Origin of the sequence: Phytohabitans maris (assembly GCF_031085175.1) — a bacterium.
In the GTDB taxonomy this organism is placed as follows: Bacteria; Actinomycetota; Actinomycetes; order Mycobacteriales; family Micromonosporaceae; genus Phytohabitans; species Phytohabitans maris.
Genome location: NZ_JAVHUY010000067.1, coordinates 1 through 19,401, shown reverse-complemented (window position 1 = coordinate 19,401; position 19,401 = coordinate 1). Strand labels below are relative to the sequence as shown.

Below are 19,401 nucleotides of genomic sequence, written 5' to 3'. Positions count from 1 at the left end.
GTGATCGGTATCGGTGCCGTTCCGCCGAGCGGGGCGTACGCGGCCCCCTCGACGCCGCCGGCGCCGGAAGCCGCTCCCTCCGCGCCGGCGGAGTCCGCGGAACCGACCACCAGCCAGAGTGCCGCCCAGCCCGCGTCGCCCGCGGCCGCACCCTCCGAACCGTCCACGCCGCCCGCCGCCGAGCCGCCACCGTCCCCGCCTCCGGCGGCCGAGCCGGCACCGTCCGCGGCACCGTCGGCCGGCCCGACCGCGCCGAGTGGTACCGAGCCGCCGCCCGCGCCCGGAGACACCGGCACGCCGGCGCCGCCGTCGCCGTCGGGCTCGCCTGACCCCACAGCTTCCGCCAGTCCCGGTACTCCGGACGGCACGGCCGGCCCTTCGCCGTCCGCCAGCCCGGTCCCGACGGCAACGCCCTCCGGCGCGCCGGAGGCGCCGGCCAAGGAGGCGAAACCAAAACCCAACCCGGCGAAACCACAAGCCCCCCGACCGCCGAACGACGACGAGAACCCCTACCCGGACCCACCCGTCGACGAACCGACCGACGCGGAAAGCCGCACGCTCGCCGCCTTCCAGGACGCGCTGCGGCTCGCCCGCGATCTGGAAGCCACGGTGGCGAAGGACAAGAAGCGGGTGGACGAGCTGACCGCCAAGCTGGACGAGGATCGGAAACGACTCGCCGCCATGGCTGTCGAAACGCAGGTGCGCCGGGAACTCGTGGCACGGGAAGCCCGGCAGCTCTACATCGGAGCCACTACGTCCCTCTCCGCCCGCCCCACCGATCCGACCGCGATCAGCGCGGACGCCGTGGCTCAGCTGGCCACGCAGGAACGGGCAGCGGAGAGCCTCGCGCAGGCGGTGGCGGCGAAGGAACGCGACCTCGACGCAGCGAAAAAGCAACTCGACGCCGACACGGAAAAGCTCAAAGAGGCGAAGGCGAGCGTCGCGGCCCTGAAGCAGCGGGTCGACTCGGACGTGCGCGAGACGATCCTCAGTGCCCAAGAGGCGGCGGACGACGTCGCGCGTCTCGGTGACGGACGGCTCGGGATGCCCGTCGAAGGAAGGAGAACCAGTCCCTTCGGCAACCGGTTCGACCCCTTCTATCACCGATGGCAGCTGCACGCGGGCGTGGACATCGCGGCGCCGATGGGCAAACCCATCCGGGCGGCGGCCGACGGCGTCGTCACCCAGAGCGGCTGGAACGGCGGCTACGGCAACTACACGTGCATCAACCACGGTCAGTACGACGGAAAGCGCCTGTCCACCTGCTACGCGCACCAGTCGAAGATCCTGGTGTCCACCGGGCAGAAGGTCAAGGCCGGCCAGGTGATCGGATTGATCGGATCCACCGGGGCGTCGACCGGGCCTCACCTGCACTTCGAGGTCAGGATCGGCGGGCGGCCGGTCGATCCGACGCCGTGGCTCTAGCGGTACGACCGGGCCGAGGTCATTTTTCAGCGGGGGCTGGCATGGATGGTGTGTGCGGCGACGAACTGCGGTCGTCGCTGGCGGAGTTCGCGAGCGACGTGTTCTCTTCACTGAGACGAGCCACGTGGCGGGAGCGGAGCGAGTACTACCTTCGTTGTCTCGTGCTCGGCGACAAGCGGAAGCGGCGGCTGCGGGCGGCCCGGGCGCCGAGCGAGCTGCACGAGCAGTCACTCAACCACTTCGTCAGTGTGAGCCCTTGGGATCCCACGCCGGTGCGGCGGCGGCTCTCCGAGCGGTTCCTGGAAAGCGTCAGTCCGGACGCCTGGGTGCTCGGACAGACGACATTGCACAAGCACGGAGGGACGCTGGCCGGCGTAGCCCGGCAGGACACCGGCGTCTCGAACCGCATGGCCAACTGCCAGATCGGCGTCGGCGTCCACCTCACGTCGGAGGACGCCTCCTGCCCGGCCAACTGGCGGCTGTTCCTGCCGGAGAGCTGGGACCCCGCCCTGGCCGACCCACGCTCCGGCGTCGTGGAGCTGCGGGCCAGGACCGGGATCCCGGAGGGGGTCGGGCACCGGCGAAAGTGGCAGCTCGCCGTCGACATGCTCGACGAGATGGCCGCTTGGGGACTGCGGCCGCCCGTCGTCGTCCCCGACCGTCCGCTCGGCGGCGGGCTGGAGCTCGCGAAAACGTTGGAGAGCCGCGGGTTTCCCTACGTCGTGGAGATCGAGCCCGCGGTAACCGCGTGCCCCGAGGCGTGGGCGGGGGAGCGCCTCGCCGTGCGGGACATCGTGACGCGGGGCGAGCAGATCGCGCCACAGGTGCTCGGCTGGCGGCAGCCGGTGAGGGGCCAGGACGGCGAGCTGCGGATCGCGCAGACCCGCTTCATCTTCGTACGCGTCCGCGATCCGAGGACCGGCGAGCACGATGGCGGGTTTACGGCCGGGGCGCGCTGGTTGGTCGTCGAGTGGCCGTCGGGAAGGCCGGAGCCCACCTGCTACTGGCTCAGCGATCTCCCGTACACCACGCCGCTGAGCCAGCTCGCGCGGCTGACGAAGCTCCAGTGGCGGGTCGAACACGACCGGCGGTTCCTCGCGGACGACCTCGGCCTCGGGCGCTACAAAGGACGGACGTGGGCGGGCTGGCACCACCACGTCACGCTCGTGTCGGCCGCACACGCGTTTCGCACTCTCCAGCAACTGGACCGGAGCCGCCGGCTCGGCCAGGACCTCGGCAACCGGCGCCTCTCGCTCGCCGAGACGCGCGCCTGACCGACCACCACCGTCACCGACCGATCGCTTGAAAGCACCGTGGAATCAACAGACTCTCGAGGTACCGTCGCGGACACGCGATTCCTGACCGTGACGGAGCTGGCGACCGCCATGCGCGTGTCGGCAATGACCGTCCACCGTCTCATCCGTTCGGGCGACCTGCCCGCGGTGCGCTTCGGCAAGTCGTACCGCATACCCGAGGTCGCGCTCCGCGAGTACCTCTGGGGCAGCGCTGCCGAACCGCTCCGGCGCGCGGGCCCGGGCGGGCGGTGCTGTGACCGGTGCGGCGAGGCGCTGGAGGGGGAGCGATGACGGTTCTGACCCCCCGCCGGCGTGCCGGCGCGGTGGTGAATCACCGGCTGAGGTGCCGGGCCAACAGGTCCTGGATCGCCTCGACGATGCGGCTGGTGGCGTGCTCGCCGTACGGGCAAGGCAGGTCCGTCAGATCGGGCCGGGCGTGAACCATCTCTCGTACGCCGTCGCCGATGCCCGGTCCGGGGGCGGCGAGCCGGGCGAAGTGGACGAGTGACTCCGGGCGCTCGGTCGCTGCCCCGACGACGACCAGCGGCCGCTTCAGCACCGTGACTTCCTCTTGGATGGTGCCGGAGTCGGAGACCAGCACCGCGGCGTGGCTGGCCAGCGAGAGAAACTCGCCGTACGGGAGCGGGGGTAGCTGGATGACCGGATGGAGCGCGTCGTGCAGGCCGGTGGCGGCGAGCGCCTCCCGGGTGCGGGGGTGCACGGAGAGCAGCACCGGGAGGGTCCCGGCGGCGATGTCGGCCAGCTCCCGCACGATCGCGCGGAGACTTTCCCGATCCTCGGTGTTTCGCGGCCGGTGGATGGTCGCCAGTACGTAGTCCTCGGGCTTGGCTCCGTGCGCCCGGAGGACGGTCGCGCGCTGGGCGGGTGAGGGGAGATGCCGCCGCACGGCGTCCACCACCGTGCTCCCCGTCAGCCGAACCCGGTCGGCGCCGATCGACTCGGCGCGGAGATTGACGACGTTTCCCGGCGTCGGCGCGCAGAGCAGGTCGGCCAGGTGGTCGACGAGCACCCGGTTGTGTTCCTCCGGCACGTCGCGGTCGTAGCTGCGCAGCCCCGCCTCGACATGCACGAGCGGTATCCGGCGCGCGTTCGCGGCCAAAGCTCCGGCGACTGCGGCGTTCGTGCCACCGTGTACGACGACCGCGCTTGGACGCCGGCGGGTGAAGTACTCGTCGAGGGCGGTGAGCGCCAGTCCGATCTGCTCGGCGCGGGGTCGGCCACCCACCATCGCCAGCCCCGCCACGCGCCGGAGGCCCAGCTCGGCGAGAAGGCCGGACGACAGCTCGCCGTCGAAGTCCTGTCCGGTGTGGAGGATTCTCGCGCGGTCGCCGAGTGCTTTCGCGAGTGGGGCCTGCTTGATCATCTCGGACCGGGTACCAAGCACGATTGCGATCGCGCCCATGTGTCAACCTCCTGACGAGTTGGACCCGATGAAGCCGCGTGCCTTCGTCCGGTTACTCGACGGGACGCTCCCATCATGACGACGCGTGGAGCGCGCCTTAGCACACCGGGTGACGACCCGTCCGGTGATCGAAAGAAATCCGGGATTGTGGCATCACAGTTGCGTTTCGCTCCCCGTGGAGTCGGTCGGTGGAACGCCCGAGCGTCTCGCGCGGCACCCCGGGCCGGCCACCGAGCACCTCGCCGGCTACGGAAGGAAACGAAGCACCGGCCGTGCCGCGGACGGAACGAGCTGATGATCGACAGGAAGGACATGATCTTCGGGACCAACATGTCGGCCGTGTTGTTCCCGAGTGGTCCGGAACGGGCAGAGGTCCATCGGCCGTGCGTCCACCCCGAACTCCCGCGATCGATAAGCGCCACGCTCCTGATCGCCGCTGAAGTGGGCTTTTGTCCGCCGCGGCGCCCTCCCTGGAATTCCCCGAAAGTGCAAGTGAAAAAAGTCCACCAACCCCGGCGTCATGAATCGCCGGGGACAGACGTGTACGGAAACGACAGGGGTAGTGCGTTGGCGCAGCGACGTCGATAGAGCAATGGGAGGCGGCTTTGGGCACACTGAACTGAGACTGCCGTGACGGAGTGCTCACATTTGGGTGTCCGCATAGCCAAGTAGGTCGCGTTGCCGCGACATGCGTAATACGCCGTGCCGTTTGTCGGTCGGCGCTCACCTGAGCGTCGACGATTCTTTGCTTGCCCGGCACAGGGCGGCTCGCTGACGCGCCTCACCAAATGGCCGGAAACCGGCTGGCCAATGCGTGCGGCGTGCGATCCGGCCTGCTCTCACTCCGCGAAGTAGGAATATGTAAGAACATACGCGCCACGCCTATTTTAACGGCGTTACGGGCGTCATTCGTATACCCCAAAAGTAGTACACGTTCTTCGAACGGCTGTCGTCCCGTAGGGGCGACGGCGCGATCTCTGGCATGCCTAATAGCCATCAGTCTACGTCGTGAAGGACCAGGTAATGAATGACGGTGGGTTGAGCTACGGTGAAGACGGTTCGGACCGCCCCGACGACCAGGAGCTCGTGCTCGCGGTGCGACAGGGGGAAGTCGACGGATTCGCCGTCCTTTACCGGAAGTACTTCAGCCACGCTCACCGTGCGGCCGCGAGATGGGCGGACAATCTGGCCGAACGCGAGGACATCGTCTCCGAGGCGTTCGGTCGCCTCCTGGCGAAGATCCAGGAGGGAGGAGGGCCGCGGGGCGACTTTCTGCCGTACCTCATCCGCGTCGTGCGGAACGTCGCGATCGACCGCGTCCGCCGCGAGCGGTACGTCGACGTCTACGACGACCTGGAGCACATCGAGGCGAGCCGGCCGGTGGCGCCGCCGGACCCGGTGATCGCGGCCTGGCAGCGAAACGCGCTCGCCCGGGCGCTGGCGTCCCTGCCCGCGCGGTGGCAGAGCGTGCTGTGGCAGGTCGAGGTCGAAGGGCAGACGCCGGCCAAGGTGGCACCCGCGCTGGGTCTCTCGGCGAACGCCGTGGCCGCCCTCGCCTACCGCGCGCGTGAAGGTCTGCGGCAGGCGTACCTCCAGATGCACGTACAGCACACCGACGTGCCGGCGTGCGACAAGACGACACAGCGGCTCGGCGCGTGGGTCCGAGGTGGACTCTCCGACCGCGGCTCGGCCGAGGTCCTCAAGCACCTGCGATACTGCGCCGACTGCCAGCAGCGCGCCGACACGGTGCTGGAACTGAACGGCGAACTGACCGGAGCCAAGCGCGAGCCCGTGGCGCGGACGTATCGTGACGCGTTCCCGGACGCGCACGCCGAACAGCCGCGATCGCTCACGGCGGCCGGCCGCCGGGCCGGGTGAGGAAGAGGACGTGTGGCTACCGGCCGCTACGCGGGGAACGGCTCGGTCGGCCGCTCGGGGTACCGGAGCCGGGTGCCGCGGCAGTACCGCAGGAGCCCGTCAGGCGGCATCGCACCGATGGCGAAGCGCAGGTCGGTGCTGATCGCGTTGGCCGTGCGCAGGAGCAGGAGCCTGGGGTCGGGTGGCGTCGTCGGGCTGAACATGACCGGCACACCGGGCTGGACGTAGACCGAGTCTCCCTGCCGCAGCTTGGTGACGTACACGCCGTCGCCGGCCCGCCAGCAGAACCGCACCGACGATTCGCCGACCACGTAGGCGTACTGATGCTGGTGTGTCGTCAGCCATCCGCCGTCGCCGTCGAACAGGGAGAGCGGCCGAACCTCGATGGCGGTCGTGTGCGGATGCAGCGGATCGCCCGCCAGCGGTCGGATGAAGTACGCCGGGCGGTCGCCGTCCGGATATGACCAACCGGTGGCGTCCCGCGCCCGGAGCACCCGAACCCCGTTGCGGGTGTACGCCATCAGCGGCAGCAGGTCCCGGACGTTCAGGCTCAAGGCCGCCGCGATCGACGCGAGCTCGGCGGGAGACGGATCGGATTCACCGGTGATGATGGAGGTGAAGCGGGCCGCGGGAACGCTCGTCCGCCGGCCCATCTCGACCGCCGGTATGGCCCACGCGTCCAGGAACGACCGGAGCAGCGCCGCGTACGAGTCGCTCCCGGGCATCATCGCGAAACCGCGAGCCCGGTCGTAGCCCAGCGTGGACAGTTCGTGGCGGGCTCTTCCGTGGAGGCCCCCGGAGTAGGTCAGGGTCACCACGTACGTGGGCTCGCCGCCCTTGCGCGCGGCGAACGAGTGCTGGAGGAAAGGGAGGCTGAACAGCGAATCGCCGGTCTCCAGAGCGAGGCACATGGACTCCCCGGCCCAGCGGTAGTAGAAATTCGCCGGCCCGAAGAAATAGGCGATCTGGTACAGCAGATGGCCATTGTTCCAATGGACGCTCGGGTTGGTCGGATCGTCGTCGTCCACCACGCGCAGCAGGCGCAGGTGCTGTGGTGTGCACGATGTGGCATCCGGGGCGGCGAGCTCGCTGTACCCGTAGTACGGAGCTCCGCCGCGCGCGATTACCTTCGCCGCGTTTTCCCTGGTCGCGGCCCGCTGGAGCCGTATGCCGCCGAGGTCGGGGTGCGACATCTGATCCTCCTTGATCGCGGGGTGAACGAGACCACATGCTCGCAGCCGGGCTGCCGCTCTGTCCCGGAGAGTGAATGAACTTCCACGTTTCTGCGCCGCCGTCCCGGCAATACCCATCGGCTTTGTGACGCTCGTGCCCGCAGTGACAACCGCTCCGCGGACGGCCGGCGGACCGCGAGACGGAGAACCAACGGCAGATCGCCGGCGGGTTCGCCGGCGATCCGTGGTCCGTTCGGGTTTGGTGTATCTCCGGTCAGGCAGCCGCCGTACGGGCCAGCAACTCGTTCACCGCCTCGACGATCCGTGCGGTGGCGTGTTCGCCGTACGGGCAGCGCGCGTTGGCCAGATCCGGGGCGGAGGCGATCGTCCGCCGTACCGCGTCGCCCAGAGCGGGACCGGGCGTCACCAGGGCGGCGAAGTGCCGGAGCGACTCCGGGCGCTCGGTCGACCGCCGCACGACGACAAGGGGGCGCTTCAGGACGGTGACCTCCTCCTGCACGCCGCCGGAGTCGGACACGATCACCGCGGCGTGCCGGGCCAGCGCCAGAAACTCGCCGTACGGCAACGGCGGCAGCTGGCTCACCGGCTCCAGCGACTCCAGCAGTCCGTTGGCGACGAGCGCCGCCCGCGTGCGGGGGTGGATGGAGAGCAGGACCGGCAGGCTGTTTGACGCGATGTCGGAGAGTTCGGTGACGATGGTGCGCAGCGCCGCCGGATCGTCCGTGTTCTCCGGCCGGTGGAGGGTGGCGAGCACGTACGCGTCGGGCTTGACCGAGTGCGCACCGAGAATCTCGTCGCGGCGACCGGCGGACGGCAGGTGTTGCCAGACCGCCTCCACGATGGTGTTTCCGGTGAGCCGGATCCGCTGGCTGGCGATTCCCTCGGCGCGAAGGTTGGCGATGTTGCCCGCCGTGGGCGCGCAGAGGAGGTCGGAGATGTGGTCGATGAGGATGCGGTTGTGCTCCTCCGGCATGGCGCGGTCGTTGCTGCGCAGCCCCGCTTCGACGTGTACGAGCGGGATTCCGCGCGCGTTCGCCGCCAGCGCGCCGGCCAGCGCGGCATTCGTGTCGCCCTGGACCATCACCATCGCCGGCCGGTTCGCGGCGAAGTTCTCGTCGAGCGCGCAGAGCGCGGCGCCGATCTGCACGCCGCGGCTGCGGCCCCCCACCATGCCGAGGGCGGCGACCTCGGTGAGACTGACTTCGGAAAGGATGCTGGACGAGAGCGCGTCGTCGAAGTGCTGGCCGGTGTGCAGTATCCGAGCGCGATCCCCAAGTCTGCCGGCGATAGGCGCAAGCTTGATCATTTCTGGTCTCGTGCCCAGCACAATGGCAATAGTGCCCATGTTTCCCCCATGGCAAGCGACTTAACGGCGCCAGCGCGCTGCGCGCGCCGGTTCCGCCGAGGCAATGCCTGCTTCTCGATGAGGAGCGTTCGCCGTGACGCGCTCCACGGGTTGTCTCTCCTCATTGGATTGAGGCGGAGGAGTTGGCGGAACGGCGTCACGGGCTCGGGGAAGCCCGCGTGTACGGGGGCAGAAGGTCCGTCAACCATCGGGGGAAAGACATGTATGGAAAGCCGATATCCGGCGGTGCGCCTGTACTCGCCGCTACCGGCATCGGGTACGGCGTCAACTGGATGCTGCTCGTCGGCCTCGTCCTGTTGACGCTTGGCGTCCTGCTGATGCGGTCGGGCTGGCGCCTTCAGAAGACTCGTGCGGTCGCGGGCGGTACGGCGCTCGTCGTGGAGCGCGGTGGAGTGAACCGCCGCTCGTGAACCACCTCTTTCTCTTCACGTCGGTGACCGCCTTCGTGATGGGTGGGATGTTCGTCGGCTATCTGGGCGCGCTGCTGGTGCCGTACCTGACGCAGAGGCGTGGCGCTTCGGGCGACCCCGGCAGGTACGAGTGGCACTTCTTCATTCCCTGCCGGGACGAGGAAGCGGTCATCGGCGGCACGATTGCCAATCTGCGGTCGCAGTTTCGGCACGCGCACGTCTGGGTAGCCGACGACGCCTCCACCGATCGCACGGCGGACAAGGTCCAGGCGATCGCCGACACGGACTCCCACGTGCATCTCCGGCGGCGGGTCCTACCCGACGCCCGCACGGGCAAGTCCGACGCGCTCAACGCCCTGTATCGGGACCTGGACGACTGGCTGCCGCCGGAGATCGACCGGACGTCCGCGATCGTGTGTGTCGTCGACGCGGACGGGCGGCTGCGCGGGGACTGCCTCGAAGCCGTCACCGGACCACGGCGGTTCGGAGACGCCCGGGTGGCGGCGGTGCAGGTCGGCGTGCGGATGATGAATCGCACCGACCGCCACCCGCTCGCCGCGCAGCGTCCGAAGGCCGGCCGGCTGAGGAGCGCGTTCGCCCGCCTGCTGGTGCGGATGCAGGATCTCGAGTTTCAAGGACCGATCCTCGCGCTCCAACTGGCCCGACGCCACAGCCGGACCGTGGGGATGGGGGGAAACGGCCAGTTCACCCGGATGTCCGCGCTCGACGCCGTGGCCGGTGACGACCGGCGGCCATGGCACGGCTCCCTGCTGGAGGACTTCGAGCTCGGCGTGCACCTCCTCCTGCGCGGGTACCGCACGGCGTTCGCGCACGACACGTGGGTCGACCAGGAAGGGCTGCCCCGGCTGGACCGACTCATCACGCAGCGCACCCGCTGGTCACAGGGGAACATGCTCTGCATCAAGTACCTGCCGGCCGTCTGGCGCAACCCGGCACTGACCAACCTCGGCGCGATCGAGGTGGCGTACTTCCTCCTTCAGCCCTGGCTCCAGCTCGTCGGCACGTTCGTCTACGCCCTGCCGGTCATCGCGTTCGGCGTCGTGGCCGTCGTACACCCGGATCTGGTTTTCGGCGCGGCTACCGCGGACGCGTGGCTGACCTGGACGGTGCTGATGGCCCTCGGGATCGGTCAGTTCGCGCTCTGGGGCCCGATCTACGTCCTGAAGGTCGAGCGGACGGCCCGCCTGCGGCAGGGAATCGGCTGGGGACTGAGCTATGCCGCATACGTACTGCTCTTCTATGTCACGGCCTGGCGTGCCTTCGTCCGTATCCTGCGCGGCAAGCACGGCTGGTCCAAGACCCGGCGGAACGCGGAGACGGGCGGCGCCACCGTCGCCGTGGAGGCGTAGCCGCGGCCGGCTCCGCGGCCCAAGCCCCACCTCAGTTGCGAGGCTCGCGCCGAAGTGCACGGCAGGTGTGTGGAAGCTGTGCGGTCGCACGCACAGACGGGGCAGCTCCAGAGCTTCCCGCGGGCACACATCCGTCCGCCCGGCGGTGGCGGGCCGGCTTGGTCATCGATGCTCGGCAACCCGGCCTGCCGGGTGCTGCCGGCCGGCGGGTCAGGGCGAGTAGCGCCAGATGAGTAGGAGATACGAGCCGTACCAGGCCGAGGTGAGGGCGAGGCCACCGATGATCAGCGCCGCGTTTCGTGTTCGGATGTTGGCCATGCCCGCGGCCAGCGGCAGCAGCAGGGTGAACGCGGGTAGCAGCAGTCGCGCCTTGGAGTGGAAGTAGCCGGCGGTGCCGATGACGGTGGCCAGCAGCAGCGCCGCGTACACGATCAGCGGCCACGGCCAGCGCTCCGTGGCCAGCAGGGCGAGCAGCACGAGCGCGGTCAGCAGGACGAACGCGCAGGTGTACATGGCGATGTCGGTGCGGCGGGTGAGGTAGTTGACCAGTGCGGTGGCGGTGTACCGGCCGCCGTCGAACCTCGAGCCCCAGCGGTGTGCCTGCACCCAGAAGTACCCGTCCCAACGGTCCATCCGCACGCCCACCCAGGCGAGGTAGCCGACGAACCCGACCGGCGCGAGTAGCGCACACAGCCATGGCCGCCAGCCGTCCTGCCGCCGCAGCACGGCTACTCCCGCCGCCAGCCCCACCGCGGCCACCAGCGCGGACGCCGAGGGGCGGGTCAGGCCGGCGAAGAGGGTGAGTATGCCGGCGCTCACCCATCGCCGGGTCAGCAACGCCCACAGCGCCCACGCCGCGAACGCCGTGAAGAGGCTCTCCGTGTATGCGGACACCTCGATCACCGCGTGCGGCAGGACCGCCCACAACGCGGCCAGCAGGATGCCGGTACGCCGGTCGCGTAGGTGGGTGCCGAGCATGTAGAGGCCCCAGGCCGCGGCCAGCCCCGCGCACCACGAGATGAGCACTCCCGCCGTCCACGTTGGACCCGGAGTCACCGGTCCCAGCACCGCCATCATGGCCGGGAAGAGCGGAAACATCGCGTATGACTTGGGCGCCTGCCGCCCGTATCCGTGGACGGCGATCTGGTCGTACCACCGGGAGTCGTACCTGTTGCCGAGCAGGTGGAGCAGGTCCCAGCCGTGGACCTTGTGCGAGATCAGCGCCAACACCAACAGGCCGACCAGATGCAGCCCGACGAACACCCCCAGGGCCGGCGCCGCGCTCTTGACCGGACCTGGCACCCGCACGACCGTCACCGCTCCCCCAAGAATGACCGCTTCGCCGCCAAAGACGCGCGAACGGGATGCAGCGTTGCACAAATCGTCCGACCGCGATGTCTCGTTCTCGGTGAGCCGGGTTCGGCGCGAGCTACCCGCGGGCCGGCGGTCGCGGTGATGGGAGCACGCCGGCTGTGAGCGGCGCCGCGACCGCGGCGTCCTGCTCGGTGTGCGCGGCACCGCGATATGGCTGGCCACCCGCCACGTGCTATCCGGCATCACGCCCATGGAGCCCGGATCGTCCAACGGGCGCATCGGTCGAACCGTCGGCTGATTGTCCAATGTGGTCTCTGCCCGACCGGCGAAGAATCGAGCCGGCAGTGGCGGCAAACTTCGACCGAACGGCCGAGGTTGTGAAACCACGACCACCTTGCGCTGGCCTGCCGGGATCGCCCGGCCTGTCGTGACCGTCGCCCTCCGCACGAGGTTTGTCAGGTGATCGGGAGGGCGAGGCGCTCGTTGATGGCTTCGACCAGGACCTGCCGGTTGGTGAACACGACCCAGGTCTGGCCGCCCCGGCCGGCGAGGCTTGGTCTGACGGTCAGGGACGCGGAGCAGCCGGACCCGGCGCCGGGGTGTCCGGCGACGTCCTTGGGCAGCACGAGCCCCCAGCCGAGTCCCGCCTGGCCACCGGGGCTGTCGTCCCGCTCGGCCTGCGGCCGCAGTGCCTCGCGGGCGAGCGGGTCGGGCAGCAGCGAGGGCCAGCCGAGGCCGAAGCGGACCAGATCAGCCGCCGTACTCCACAGACCACCCGCGGCCGGCATGGTGAAGACGGATGCCGGTACGGGCTCGAACACCCCCTCGTCCGTGAGGCGGTGACCGATGGCCACGGTGCTGGCCGGAGGGCTGTGCGGAAACCCCGAAGCGCGCATACCGAGGGGCTGGAGCACCATGCGGGTGGCCGCGTCCTCGTAGCGCGCTGCGGTGACGTCGGCGATCAGCTGTCCGAGCAGCGCGTACCCGCCGTGGCCGTAGGTGAACGTGCCGCGTGGGCCGCCGCACGCCGCGACCGGTCCGGTGATCGACACCAGGTCGGGGACACGGTCGGCGAACATCGCCGTGGGGCTGTCGACGCCGCCGGTGTGGGACAGCAGCTCCCGTACGGTGACGGCGTCGTCGGCGAGCCGGATGGTGTGCAGGTACGCGTTCGCGGGCTCGTCCAGCCGTACCCGCCCGTCCGCGACCAGCCGCAGGACGGCGGTCGCGGTGACCAGCTTGGTGATCGAGTACGCCGGGAACCGGTGCTCGGGCAGCAGCACCTCATCGCGGTCGAGGCTGGCCCAACCCCGTGCGGTCGCCCACCCGAAACCGTCACCGGTCCCGCCGGCGACGATGAGTCCGACCAGACCCAGCTCGGCGTACGAATCTCCAGCCACCGCCTGCGCCTCTGGCGGCACGGCGCCGAAGACGTGTGTGGGCGGTGCCGCCACGCGCTGGTCTTCGACCTTCCGCTCCAGCGGATACAACCGCAGCTGGCGAAGCCGGTGCGGCGGCTCGGCCTCGGTAGCGGCCTCGACCCGCAGGTCGGCGATCCGTGCGCGTAGGCGCAGCGGCTCGGCCCGCACGTCGGTGATGCCCTCGCGCAGTTGCCTGGCCACCGTCCTGAACAGGCCGGTCAGCCAGTCCGGCGGCACGAGGGCCAGGTAGCGGTCGTCGAAGTGTTGGCGTAGTTCCTCCTCGCTGGGGGCCGTCCATTCCGGGGCGTCGGCTGTGGCGAAGCGGGACATCACCCATCGCATCTGCGTGAGGGCGTGGCTGGCCGGACCCGCGGCCTCGATGTGTTCCTTGAGTGCGGTCCAGCTCGGCAGCCCGTGCTCACGAGCGATCGCCAGCTGGGCCTGGTGGAGCGTGGTGTATTCCCCGGCGGAGAGGCGGCGTTTGGCCTCGAGCTTGAGAAACCGAAGACTCGGCCGGTCGGGAAACGCACGCGACTGATCGGACAAGGCAGTCCTTCCCTCGTCGCCCGCGGGTCCGCGACATCGGGCAGGAAAGACATGCCGTCGGCTTGCTTGACGAACCGGTGAGCTTGCAGCTCTGCCCGCGGACCCAGAGGCGGCCGGGAAACCACCACGCACGACGGTACCGTGTCGCCGCGGTGCCCGCGAACCCTTTTCTTCGGTCCGCGCCGACCATCCCGCTCGCCGCGGCCGTCCAAGCCCGGCGTGCCTTTACTCTGTCTGCGTTCGGGAGAATCTTCGCTTCGGGTTTTGGGGAGGACTTGCGATGAGGGCGACCCGACTAGGCGGTGCTGCCTGCGCGGCGTTGGTGGCGGGGATCGGCGCACTTGCCCTGCCGGCGGTGCCGGCGGCGGCCGCGTGCACCACTGGCACCGCGCCGCTCACGGTGGAGGAAGAGCGTCTGGAGAGCCAGGCGGTGCCTGGGCAGATCCTGGCCCGGAGCGGGTTCGACGCGCGGGTGACGGCGTTCGCCGCCGCGCTGTGCGCGACGACCAGCTACACCCAGGCTTCGCAGGTGGTCACCACGCACGCCGGGCGGCTGTGGGAGGCGGCGGTCGACCGGGCCCAGGCCGGCCCCGCGGGCGGTGGTCAGCTCGCCGCGGACGACGACCGGCCGCTGTACTGGGCCAGGTTGGGCATGACCCGTGCCCTGCGCCGGTGGGTGCCCACCCATGGGTTGTCGGCCTCGCGCCGGGCGGTGCTGGAGCGGTCGCTCGAGCGTGCCTCGCGCGGCATCACCAGCAGCGCGTTCGACAGCGGCGCTGGGCGGCGGCTGTTCGTCACCGGCTTCGACCCCTTTCTGCTGGACGACGAGATCCGCCGGGGCAACCCGTCCGGGGCCGCCGCGCTGACCCTTGACGGCCAGGTCCTGACGGTGAACGGCGTGCGGATACAGGTGCAGACCGTCGTGTTCCCGGTCCGGTACGCGGACTTCGACCGCGGCATCGCCGAGGAGGCCATCAGGCCGCACATCGCGACGGGCCCGCAGCGGGCTGATGCGATCACAACCGTCAGCCAGGGCCGCAGCGAGTTCGACTTGGAGGTGTTCAACGGACGCCGCCGTTCGGTCGACAGCATCGGCGACAACAACAACGTGCAAGGTGGTGGCACGTTCACCGCGCCCACCGTCTTCCCCGGCGTCGGCCCTGGCCCGGAGTTCCTGCGTACGTCGCTGCCACTGCGGGCCATGCAGGCGGTCGGCGCGAACCCGTTCCCGATCAACATCAACCCGTCGGTGTGGGAGATCCCGGCTGGCGCCACCGACCCGCAGCCGCGGCCGGACGGGCCGACCGCCGGGTCGGTCGCGGTGGAAGGCAGCGGCGGCGGCTACCTGTCGAACGAGGTGGCGTACCGCAACACGCTGCTACTGGCCGGCACCGCCGGCGCACCGGCCGGCGGGCACGTCCACACACCGACGCTCGGCTCGCCAGCCGACCCCGCCGACATCACCGACCCAGGTTTCGAGCAGCAGCGCTCCGCGATCGTCGGTCAGGTCCACGCCATCGTGGCCAGAGCCATCCCGTAGCGAACGCGCGCTGAGCCGCCGCGTCCCTCAACGCCCACCAGAACGCTGTCCGGCCCGGGGCCGCGCCGACGTCGAGCCTGAGGCTAGCTGCGGTGCTTCTGCGGTCTTCCGGTTCGCGGTTCGGTGCGGTGCGAGTACGGCATCGAGCTGGTCGCGCATCCAGTTGGCGAGGGTGCTCTCGCGATGGATCGCCCAGCCGATCATCGCGCCGTGGTAGGTGGTTTCGACGAGCGTCGCGAGCGTCGCGATTTCGGTGCCGGTGCGTAGCTCACCGGCCGCGAGGGCGGCGTCCAGGTTGCGCATGATTCGGGCGCGGACGGTACGCGCTCCACGCAGAGTCTCGGCGTGGAAGTCGGGATCGGCGAGGTCAAGCTGGAGCATCGCGACCGAGTTGGCCAGCTGCTCGGGGGTGGCGACCGGGTCGACGGCGAGCACCAGCCCTTCGATGATGCGGGCGAGCGGCGAGGTGGCCGTCGAGCGGTCCAAGGCGCCGATCCAGAGGTCGATGCCTCGTTTGTCGGCGGCGAGCAGGAGTTCACGCTTGGTCCCGAAGCGCTGGACGAGTGTCGCGGCGGATAGGCCGACCTCCGCGGCGGCCGCGGCGAATGTCACGTTTGCCGGGCCGATGCGCTGGGCGAGGGCGAGCACGGCGTCCAGGACGGCTTCGTCGCTGATCGTTCGTGGGCGTGGCATCAGGCGGGAGCCGGCATCCCGCTGGCCAGGGTCTGCAGACGGGCCTCCAGGTCGACGGCGCCCCAATCCGGTCGGCTGCCGTCGGCGTCCACCAGGTCGTAGGCGCGCATGAGATCCCACGAGCCGAGGCACTGACCGGCGAACCGGTGCCGTTCAGCGTCGGCCGCAAGGGCGGCGATCCCGCGTCCGAGCAGGTGCGGCGTCTCGGAGTGGTCGAAGAACGGGACTCGCTCGGCCGCCTCGCGCCAGGTCTGCTCCGTGACGCCGAAGTAGTCGAGCATCGATTCCGAGCGTAGGTATCCGGGTGTGACGGTCAAGGCCGTGACGCCGTGTGGCCCGAGATCATGGGCGAGCGTTTGGCCCATCCGAGCAACAGCCGTCTTGACGAGGTCGTACGGCATGTTCCCGCGGTACGGCACGTCGTACTTGCCGTCGCCCACCTCGACCACGAGGCCATCGGCGGCGCCCTCGAGCATGAGCGGGATCGCGAAGTGGTTCGTGATCAGGTGCGTTTCGACGCCGTTGCGCAGGACACCGAGTGTCGCGTCGATCGGATGCTCCCACAACGGCTCGTCCCACTGGACGAACGGATCCCCGCCCCAGACGTCGTTGACCAGGATGTCGAGTCGCGCGTGGTCGCTGCGGATGCGTCCCACGAGCGCGCGGACGTCGTCCGCGTCGGTGTGGTCACATCGCACAGCGATACCTTCCCCACCGGCGGCCGTGACGAGTTCGGCCGTGTCCTCGATGGTCTCCGGGCGGTTCATCGGTGAGCGCCCGGCCCGCGTGGAGCGCCCACTGCCATAGACGGTGGCGCCGAGCGCGCCGAGTTCGATAGCGATCGCGCGGCCGCAGCCGCGCGTGGAGCCGGCGACAAGCGCTACCCGGCCCGCGAGAGGGTGGTCATCCGTAGGCATACGACCAACGTAAACGAACGCGCGTTTATAAACAACCCTCCGGCTCGCTGGGACCGCCTGGCGCGGTGGCCACTAACGTTCAACGGGTGACCGGCGGCCCTCCGGCCGCTGGCACCCGACGCCGGCGAAGGTTGGTGGCCACCGCACCAGCTGATACGCACAACGCCGACAACGCGACCCGCATCAAGATCAGATGAACTCAGCGCCTTGCCGCGGCTGCCGTGTGCGGGCCGGCCGCGCTCGATGCCCACGTCGCGCACCGGGACCGTGAGGCCGGCGTCGCGGAGTGTCTTCGCGATCGCGTCGCCGACGCCGCTTACTCCGTCCTCCACGGTCACCGCCCCTGCTCGGCCGGCCGGGCGACCACCTCGACGGCCGGCCCGTCCTGGACCGCGACCGCCTCCCGGAACGCCGCGCGTCGCGTAGACCGCCACCTCCGGTTGCAGCCCACCGATCGCCGGCCCGGTCGCCCGGGTGGCGCTGGCCTCCCCAGCCCAAATACCGGCGTGGCCGCCCGTTGCTCCGCGCGACCAACGCCGGTATTTGCCGGACATTCCGGAGAGGTTTTAGCAGGTGTATCCGATGTATACGGCGTACCGGATGACCCACGTCGAAAGGTAGCCCAGGTGGGTTCTGCCTGGCCCCACACACGGGTAGTAGTCCGTGCCCCAGAAATCCGTCGCCCGGAGAACAACGTGAGTGTTACCGCAGTGGTTATACGTCTCACCGCCGAGCCAGCCACAGGTCTCCGCGGCTACGCTTTCGCTGGTCACCGGTGCCGCAGCCGCGGGCCCGCTCGCCGCCAGCGGCGCCACCACCGCGATGGCGGTCACCACCAACGCGTGCATGAGTACGCGCTTGATTTTCGTCATGTGCCCTGGCCTTCCCTCTCTTCACAGAATGCTTCGGCACCAGAATGTCGAACACCACTTTCATTTCTGTTTCAGCTCGACTTCACATCGGACGCCCTCAAGCAGTTGGTCGCCATCCACAAGGCACCGCACAGGGGTGTGAGGCGTGGGTCGGCTCGCGGGGTGGGGATTGACCTGAACGTGCCGCACGCACCAATCGATGGCAGCTGCCTGATCTAGGCCCCGGCCGCCGCCGCACGCCTGACCGAGACCGGGGTTGCCTGCCGCTACCTGTACGCGTTGGGCCGCGAAGGTGTCCTGCCCGCCGTGTTGGGCACTGCGGGACGGCACACCGGTGCACCCGCCCGTGCGTCCCTGGTGCATAGCCTCATCGCGGTCGTGGTGTTGGTCGGCTACCTCGCGGCCGGGTTCGACGACCCGCTGACCCACCTGCTGTTCTGGGGGACCGTGGCGGGCGGGTTCGGTGTGCTGATCCTGATGACCGCCACCAGCGTCGCGGTGATCGTCTACTTCCACCGGACCCCGTTCACCGGCGAGACCGCCTTGCACCGGCGGGTCGCCCCGACGATCTCCGGGGTGCTGCTGGCCGTCGTCCTGGTTGCCAGCCTGGACCAGTTCCCCATCCTGCTCGACGTCGATCCCGGCTCGCCGGCCCGGTGGGTGATTCCCGGCGGCTACCTGGCCGCCGCTCTGGCCGGGCTGGCGTTGGCGGCTTGGCTGCACCGTACCCGCCCCGACGTGTACGCCCGGGTCGGCAGCGGCGCCGACGCACCCACCACCGCCGCTTCGGTGAACCGCTGATGAAGACCCCCGCTTCGACCGACGACACCTGTGAGGAAACCCCTGCCGTGACCGACACACCCGCCGGCCCGCACGTCCGTATCGCCACCAGCGCGGACACCGACCAGATCACCAAGATCCTGGTCGAGGCGTTCCTGGACACCCCCGACGCCCCGTGGCTGATACCCGACCGGGACGAACGCCGCACCGTCTACCAGCGGCTGTGCCGCGCGCTGGTCGGCTTCACCCTCGCACACGGCTACATCGAAGTCACCGACCCGGTCGACGCGGCCTCGGTCTGGTTCGACTACGCCTACACCCCACCGGACCTGGCCGCCTACGACCAGCTCCGCACCACCGCCTGCGGCCCGTACGCGGACCGGTTCCGGCTCCTCGACGACACCTTCGCCGCCCACCATCCCCGCACACCGCACCACTACCTGGCCTGGCTCGGCGTCCACCCGGACCGGCAGTGCACCGGCCTGGGCAGCGCGTTGCTGCGCCACCGCAACGAGCGACTCGACACGGCGGGCCTGCCCGCCTACCTGGTCGCCACCTCGTCCGGTGCGGTCGACCTGTACGTCCGGCATGGCTACCAACCACGTCGGGGGACCCCGTTTTTCCTTCCCGATAGCGGACCGCCGATGTGGGGGATGGTGCGACGTGCTGTCGCACACGATGAGCGGACATCGCAGATTGGAGGGTCGACGGTGGTCGACGGCGTCGTTCCAGGCTAGTGCTCGAAACCTGTACCGGCGTGCGTGCATGGGTCCTGCTCACTACCCGACTGGAGGCCACGCCGACAACAACCCGTCTTGGCGCTCCACTATGGACTGTCTGCCGGCCGGATTTCCCCCCATCCGGCGGGCGGACAACCGGTCGGGGTCGAAGGGAAGCGCAGTGGCAGCACCCCGAACCACCCGCCTCCCCGGGCCGGGCGTGCCCACGCCGCGTCTGG

Annotated in this window: 17 protein-coding genes; 9 read left to right on the top strand and 8 right to left on the bottom strand. The window is 70.0% G+C overall.

What is annotated here, in order from left to right:
- Positions 1-609: 609 nt before the first annotated feature.
- The 3 genes from RB614_RS41540 (at position 610) to RB614_RS44555 (ending at position 3,011) form a co-directional block, all read left to right on the top strand.
- Positions 610-1,425 (top strand): peptidoglycan DD-metalloendopeptidase family protein, encoded by an 816-nt coding sequence (locus RB614_RS41540; RefSeq protein WP_308718225.1) that lies wholly within the window; start codon positions 610-612, stop codon positions 1,423-1,425.
- Positions 1,426-1,466: 41 nt separating this feature from the next.
- Positions 1,467-2,699, top strand: a complete 1,233-nt coding sequence (locus tag RB614_RS41535) for an IS701 family transposase (RefSeq protein ID WP_308718224.1) — start codon at positions 1,467-1,469, stop codon at positions 2,697-2,699.
- 90 nt (positions 2,700-2,789) lie between these two features.
- Complete coding sequence (locus tag RB614_RS44555) at positions 2,790-3,011, top strand: helix-turn-helix domain-containing protein (RefSeq protein ID WP_428983219.1); 222 nt, start codon at positions 2,790-2,792, stop codon at positions 3,009-3,011.
- A 40-nt stretch (positions 3,012-3,051) separates the two neighbouring features.
- Here the strand turns inward: RB614_RS44555 and wecB (RB614_RS41525) are convergent, their stop codons facing one another.
- A complete protein-coding gene (gene wecB, locus RB614_RS41525; protein ID WP_308718223.1) occupies positions 3,052-4,143 on the bottom strand; it encodes a non-hydrolyzing UDP-N-acetylglucosamine 2-epimerase in 1,092 nt (363 codons plus the stop codon).
- 1,038 nt (positions 4,144-5,181) lie between these two features.
- On the opposite strand from wecB (RB614_RS41525), the gene RB614_RS41520 reads away from it, so the two are divergent.
- Positions 5,182-6,021, top strand: coding sequence for a sigma-70 family RNA polymerase sigma factor (locus RB614_RS41520; RefSeq protein WP_308718222.1), 840 nt, complete (start codon positions 5,182-5,184; stop codon positions 6,019-6,021).
- A 26-nt stretch (positions 6,022-6,047) separates the two neighbouring features.
- Here RB614_RS41520 and RB614_RS41515 read toward each other — a convergent pair whose 3' ends face one another.
- Complete coding sequence (locus RB614_RS41515; protein ID WP_308718221.1) at positions 6,048-7,214, bottom strand: XRE family transcriptional regulator; 1,167 nt, start codon at positions 7,212-7,214, stop codon at positions 6,048-6,050.
- A gap of 253 nt (positions 7,215-7,467) precedes the next feature.
- The gene (gene wecB, locus RB614_RS41510) at positions 7,468-8,559 is read right to left on the bottom strand and encodes a non-hydrolyzing UDP-N-acetylglucosamine 2-epimerase (RefSeq protein ID WP_308718220.1); all 1,092 of its coding nucleotides are present in this window, start codon (positions 8,557-8,559) and stop codon (positions 7,468-7,470) included.
- A 221-nt stretch (positions 8,560-8,780) separates the two neighbouring features.
- Between wecB (RB614_RS41510) and RB614_RS41505 the strand changes: the two genes are divergently transcribed.
- Positions 8,781-8,990, top strand: a complete 210-nt coding sequence (locus RB614_RS41505) for an LPXTG cell wall anchor domain-containing protein (protein WP_308718219.1) — start codon at positions 8,781-8,783, stop codon at positions 8,988-8,990.
- A complete protein-coding gene (locus RB614_RS41500; RefSeq protein WP_308718218.1) occupies positions 8,987-10,360 on the top strand; it encodes an XrtP-associated glycosyltransferase in 1,374 nt (457 codons plus the stop codon). The genes RB614_RS41505 and RB614_RS41500 overlap by 4 nt, the downstream gene beginning before the upstream one ends.
- A 210-nt stretch (positions 10,361-10,570) precedes the next feature.
- Here the strand turns inward: RB614_RS41500 and RB614_RS41495 are convergent, their stop codons facing one another.
- Complete coding sequence (locus RB614_RS41495; protein ID WP_308718217.1) at positions 10,571-11,662, bottom strand: hypothetical protein; 1,092 nt, start codon at positions 11,660-11,662, stop codon at positions 10,571-10,573.
- 467 nt (positions 11,663-12,129) lie between these two features.
- Positions 12,130-13,641: a serine hydrolase domain-containing protein gene (locus RB614_RS41490; protein WP_308718216.1), complete on the bottom strand. Its 1,512-nt coding sequence runs from the start codon at positions 13,639-13,641 to the stop codon at positions 12,130-12,132.
- A gap of 280 nt (positions 13,642-13,921) precedes the next feature.
- On the opposite strand from RB614_RS41490, the gene RB614_RS41485 reads away from it, so the two are divergent.
- Positions 13,922-15,181, top strand: a complete 1,260-nt coding sequence (locus tag RB614_RS41485) for a hypothetical protein (RefSeq protein ID WP_308718215.1) — start codon at positions 13,922-13,924, stop codon at positions 15,179-15,181.
- Between the two features lie 27 nt (positions 15,182-15,208).
- Here RB614_RS41485 and RB614_RS41480 read toward each other — a convergent pair whose 3' ends face one another.
- The 3 genes from RB614_RS41480 to RB614_RS41470 all read right to left on the bottom strand — a co-directional run bounded on the left by RB614_RS41480 (position 15,209) and on the right by RB614_RS41470 (position 17,663).
- Entirely contained in the window at positions 15,209-15,829 is a 621-nt protein-coding gene (locus RB614_RS41480; RefSeq protein ID WP_308718214.1) for a TetR/AcrR family transcriptional regulator, read from the bottom strand.
- 44 nt (positions 15,830-15,873) lie between these two features.
- Entirely contained in the window at positions 15,874-16,791 is a 918-nt protein-coding gene (locus tag RB614_RS41475; RefSeq protein ID WP_308718213.1) for an SDR family oxidoreductase, read from the bottom strand.
- A 566-nt stretch (positions 16,792-17,357) separates the two neighbouring features.
- Entirely contained in the window at positions 17,358-17,663 is a 306-nt protein-coding gene (locus RB614_RS41470) for a DUF6355 family natural product biosynthesis protein (protein ID WP_308718212.1), read from the bottom strand.
- Between the two features lie 240 nt (positions 17,664-17,903).
- Between RB614_RS41470 and RB614_RS41465 the strand changes: the two genes are divergently transcribed.
- A complete protein-coding gene (locus RB614_RS41465; RefSeq protein WP_346434214.1) occupies positions 17,904-18,464 on the top strand; it encodes an amino acid permease in 561 nt (186 codons plus the stop codon).
- 47 nt (positions 18,465-18,511) lie between these two features.
- Positions 18,512-19,180, top strand: coding sequence for a GNAT family N-acetyltransferase (locus RB614_RS41460; protein WP_308716373.1), 669 nt, complete (start codon positions 18,512-18,514; stop codon positions 19,178-19,180).
- Positions 19,181-19,401: the final 221 nt, after the last annotated feature.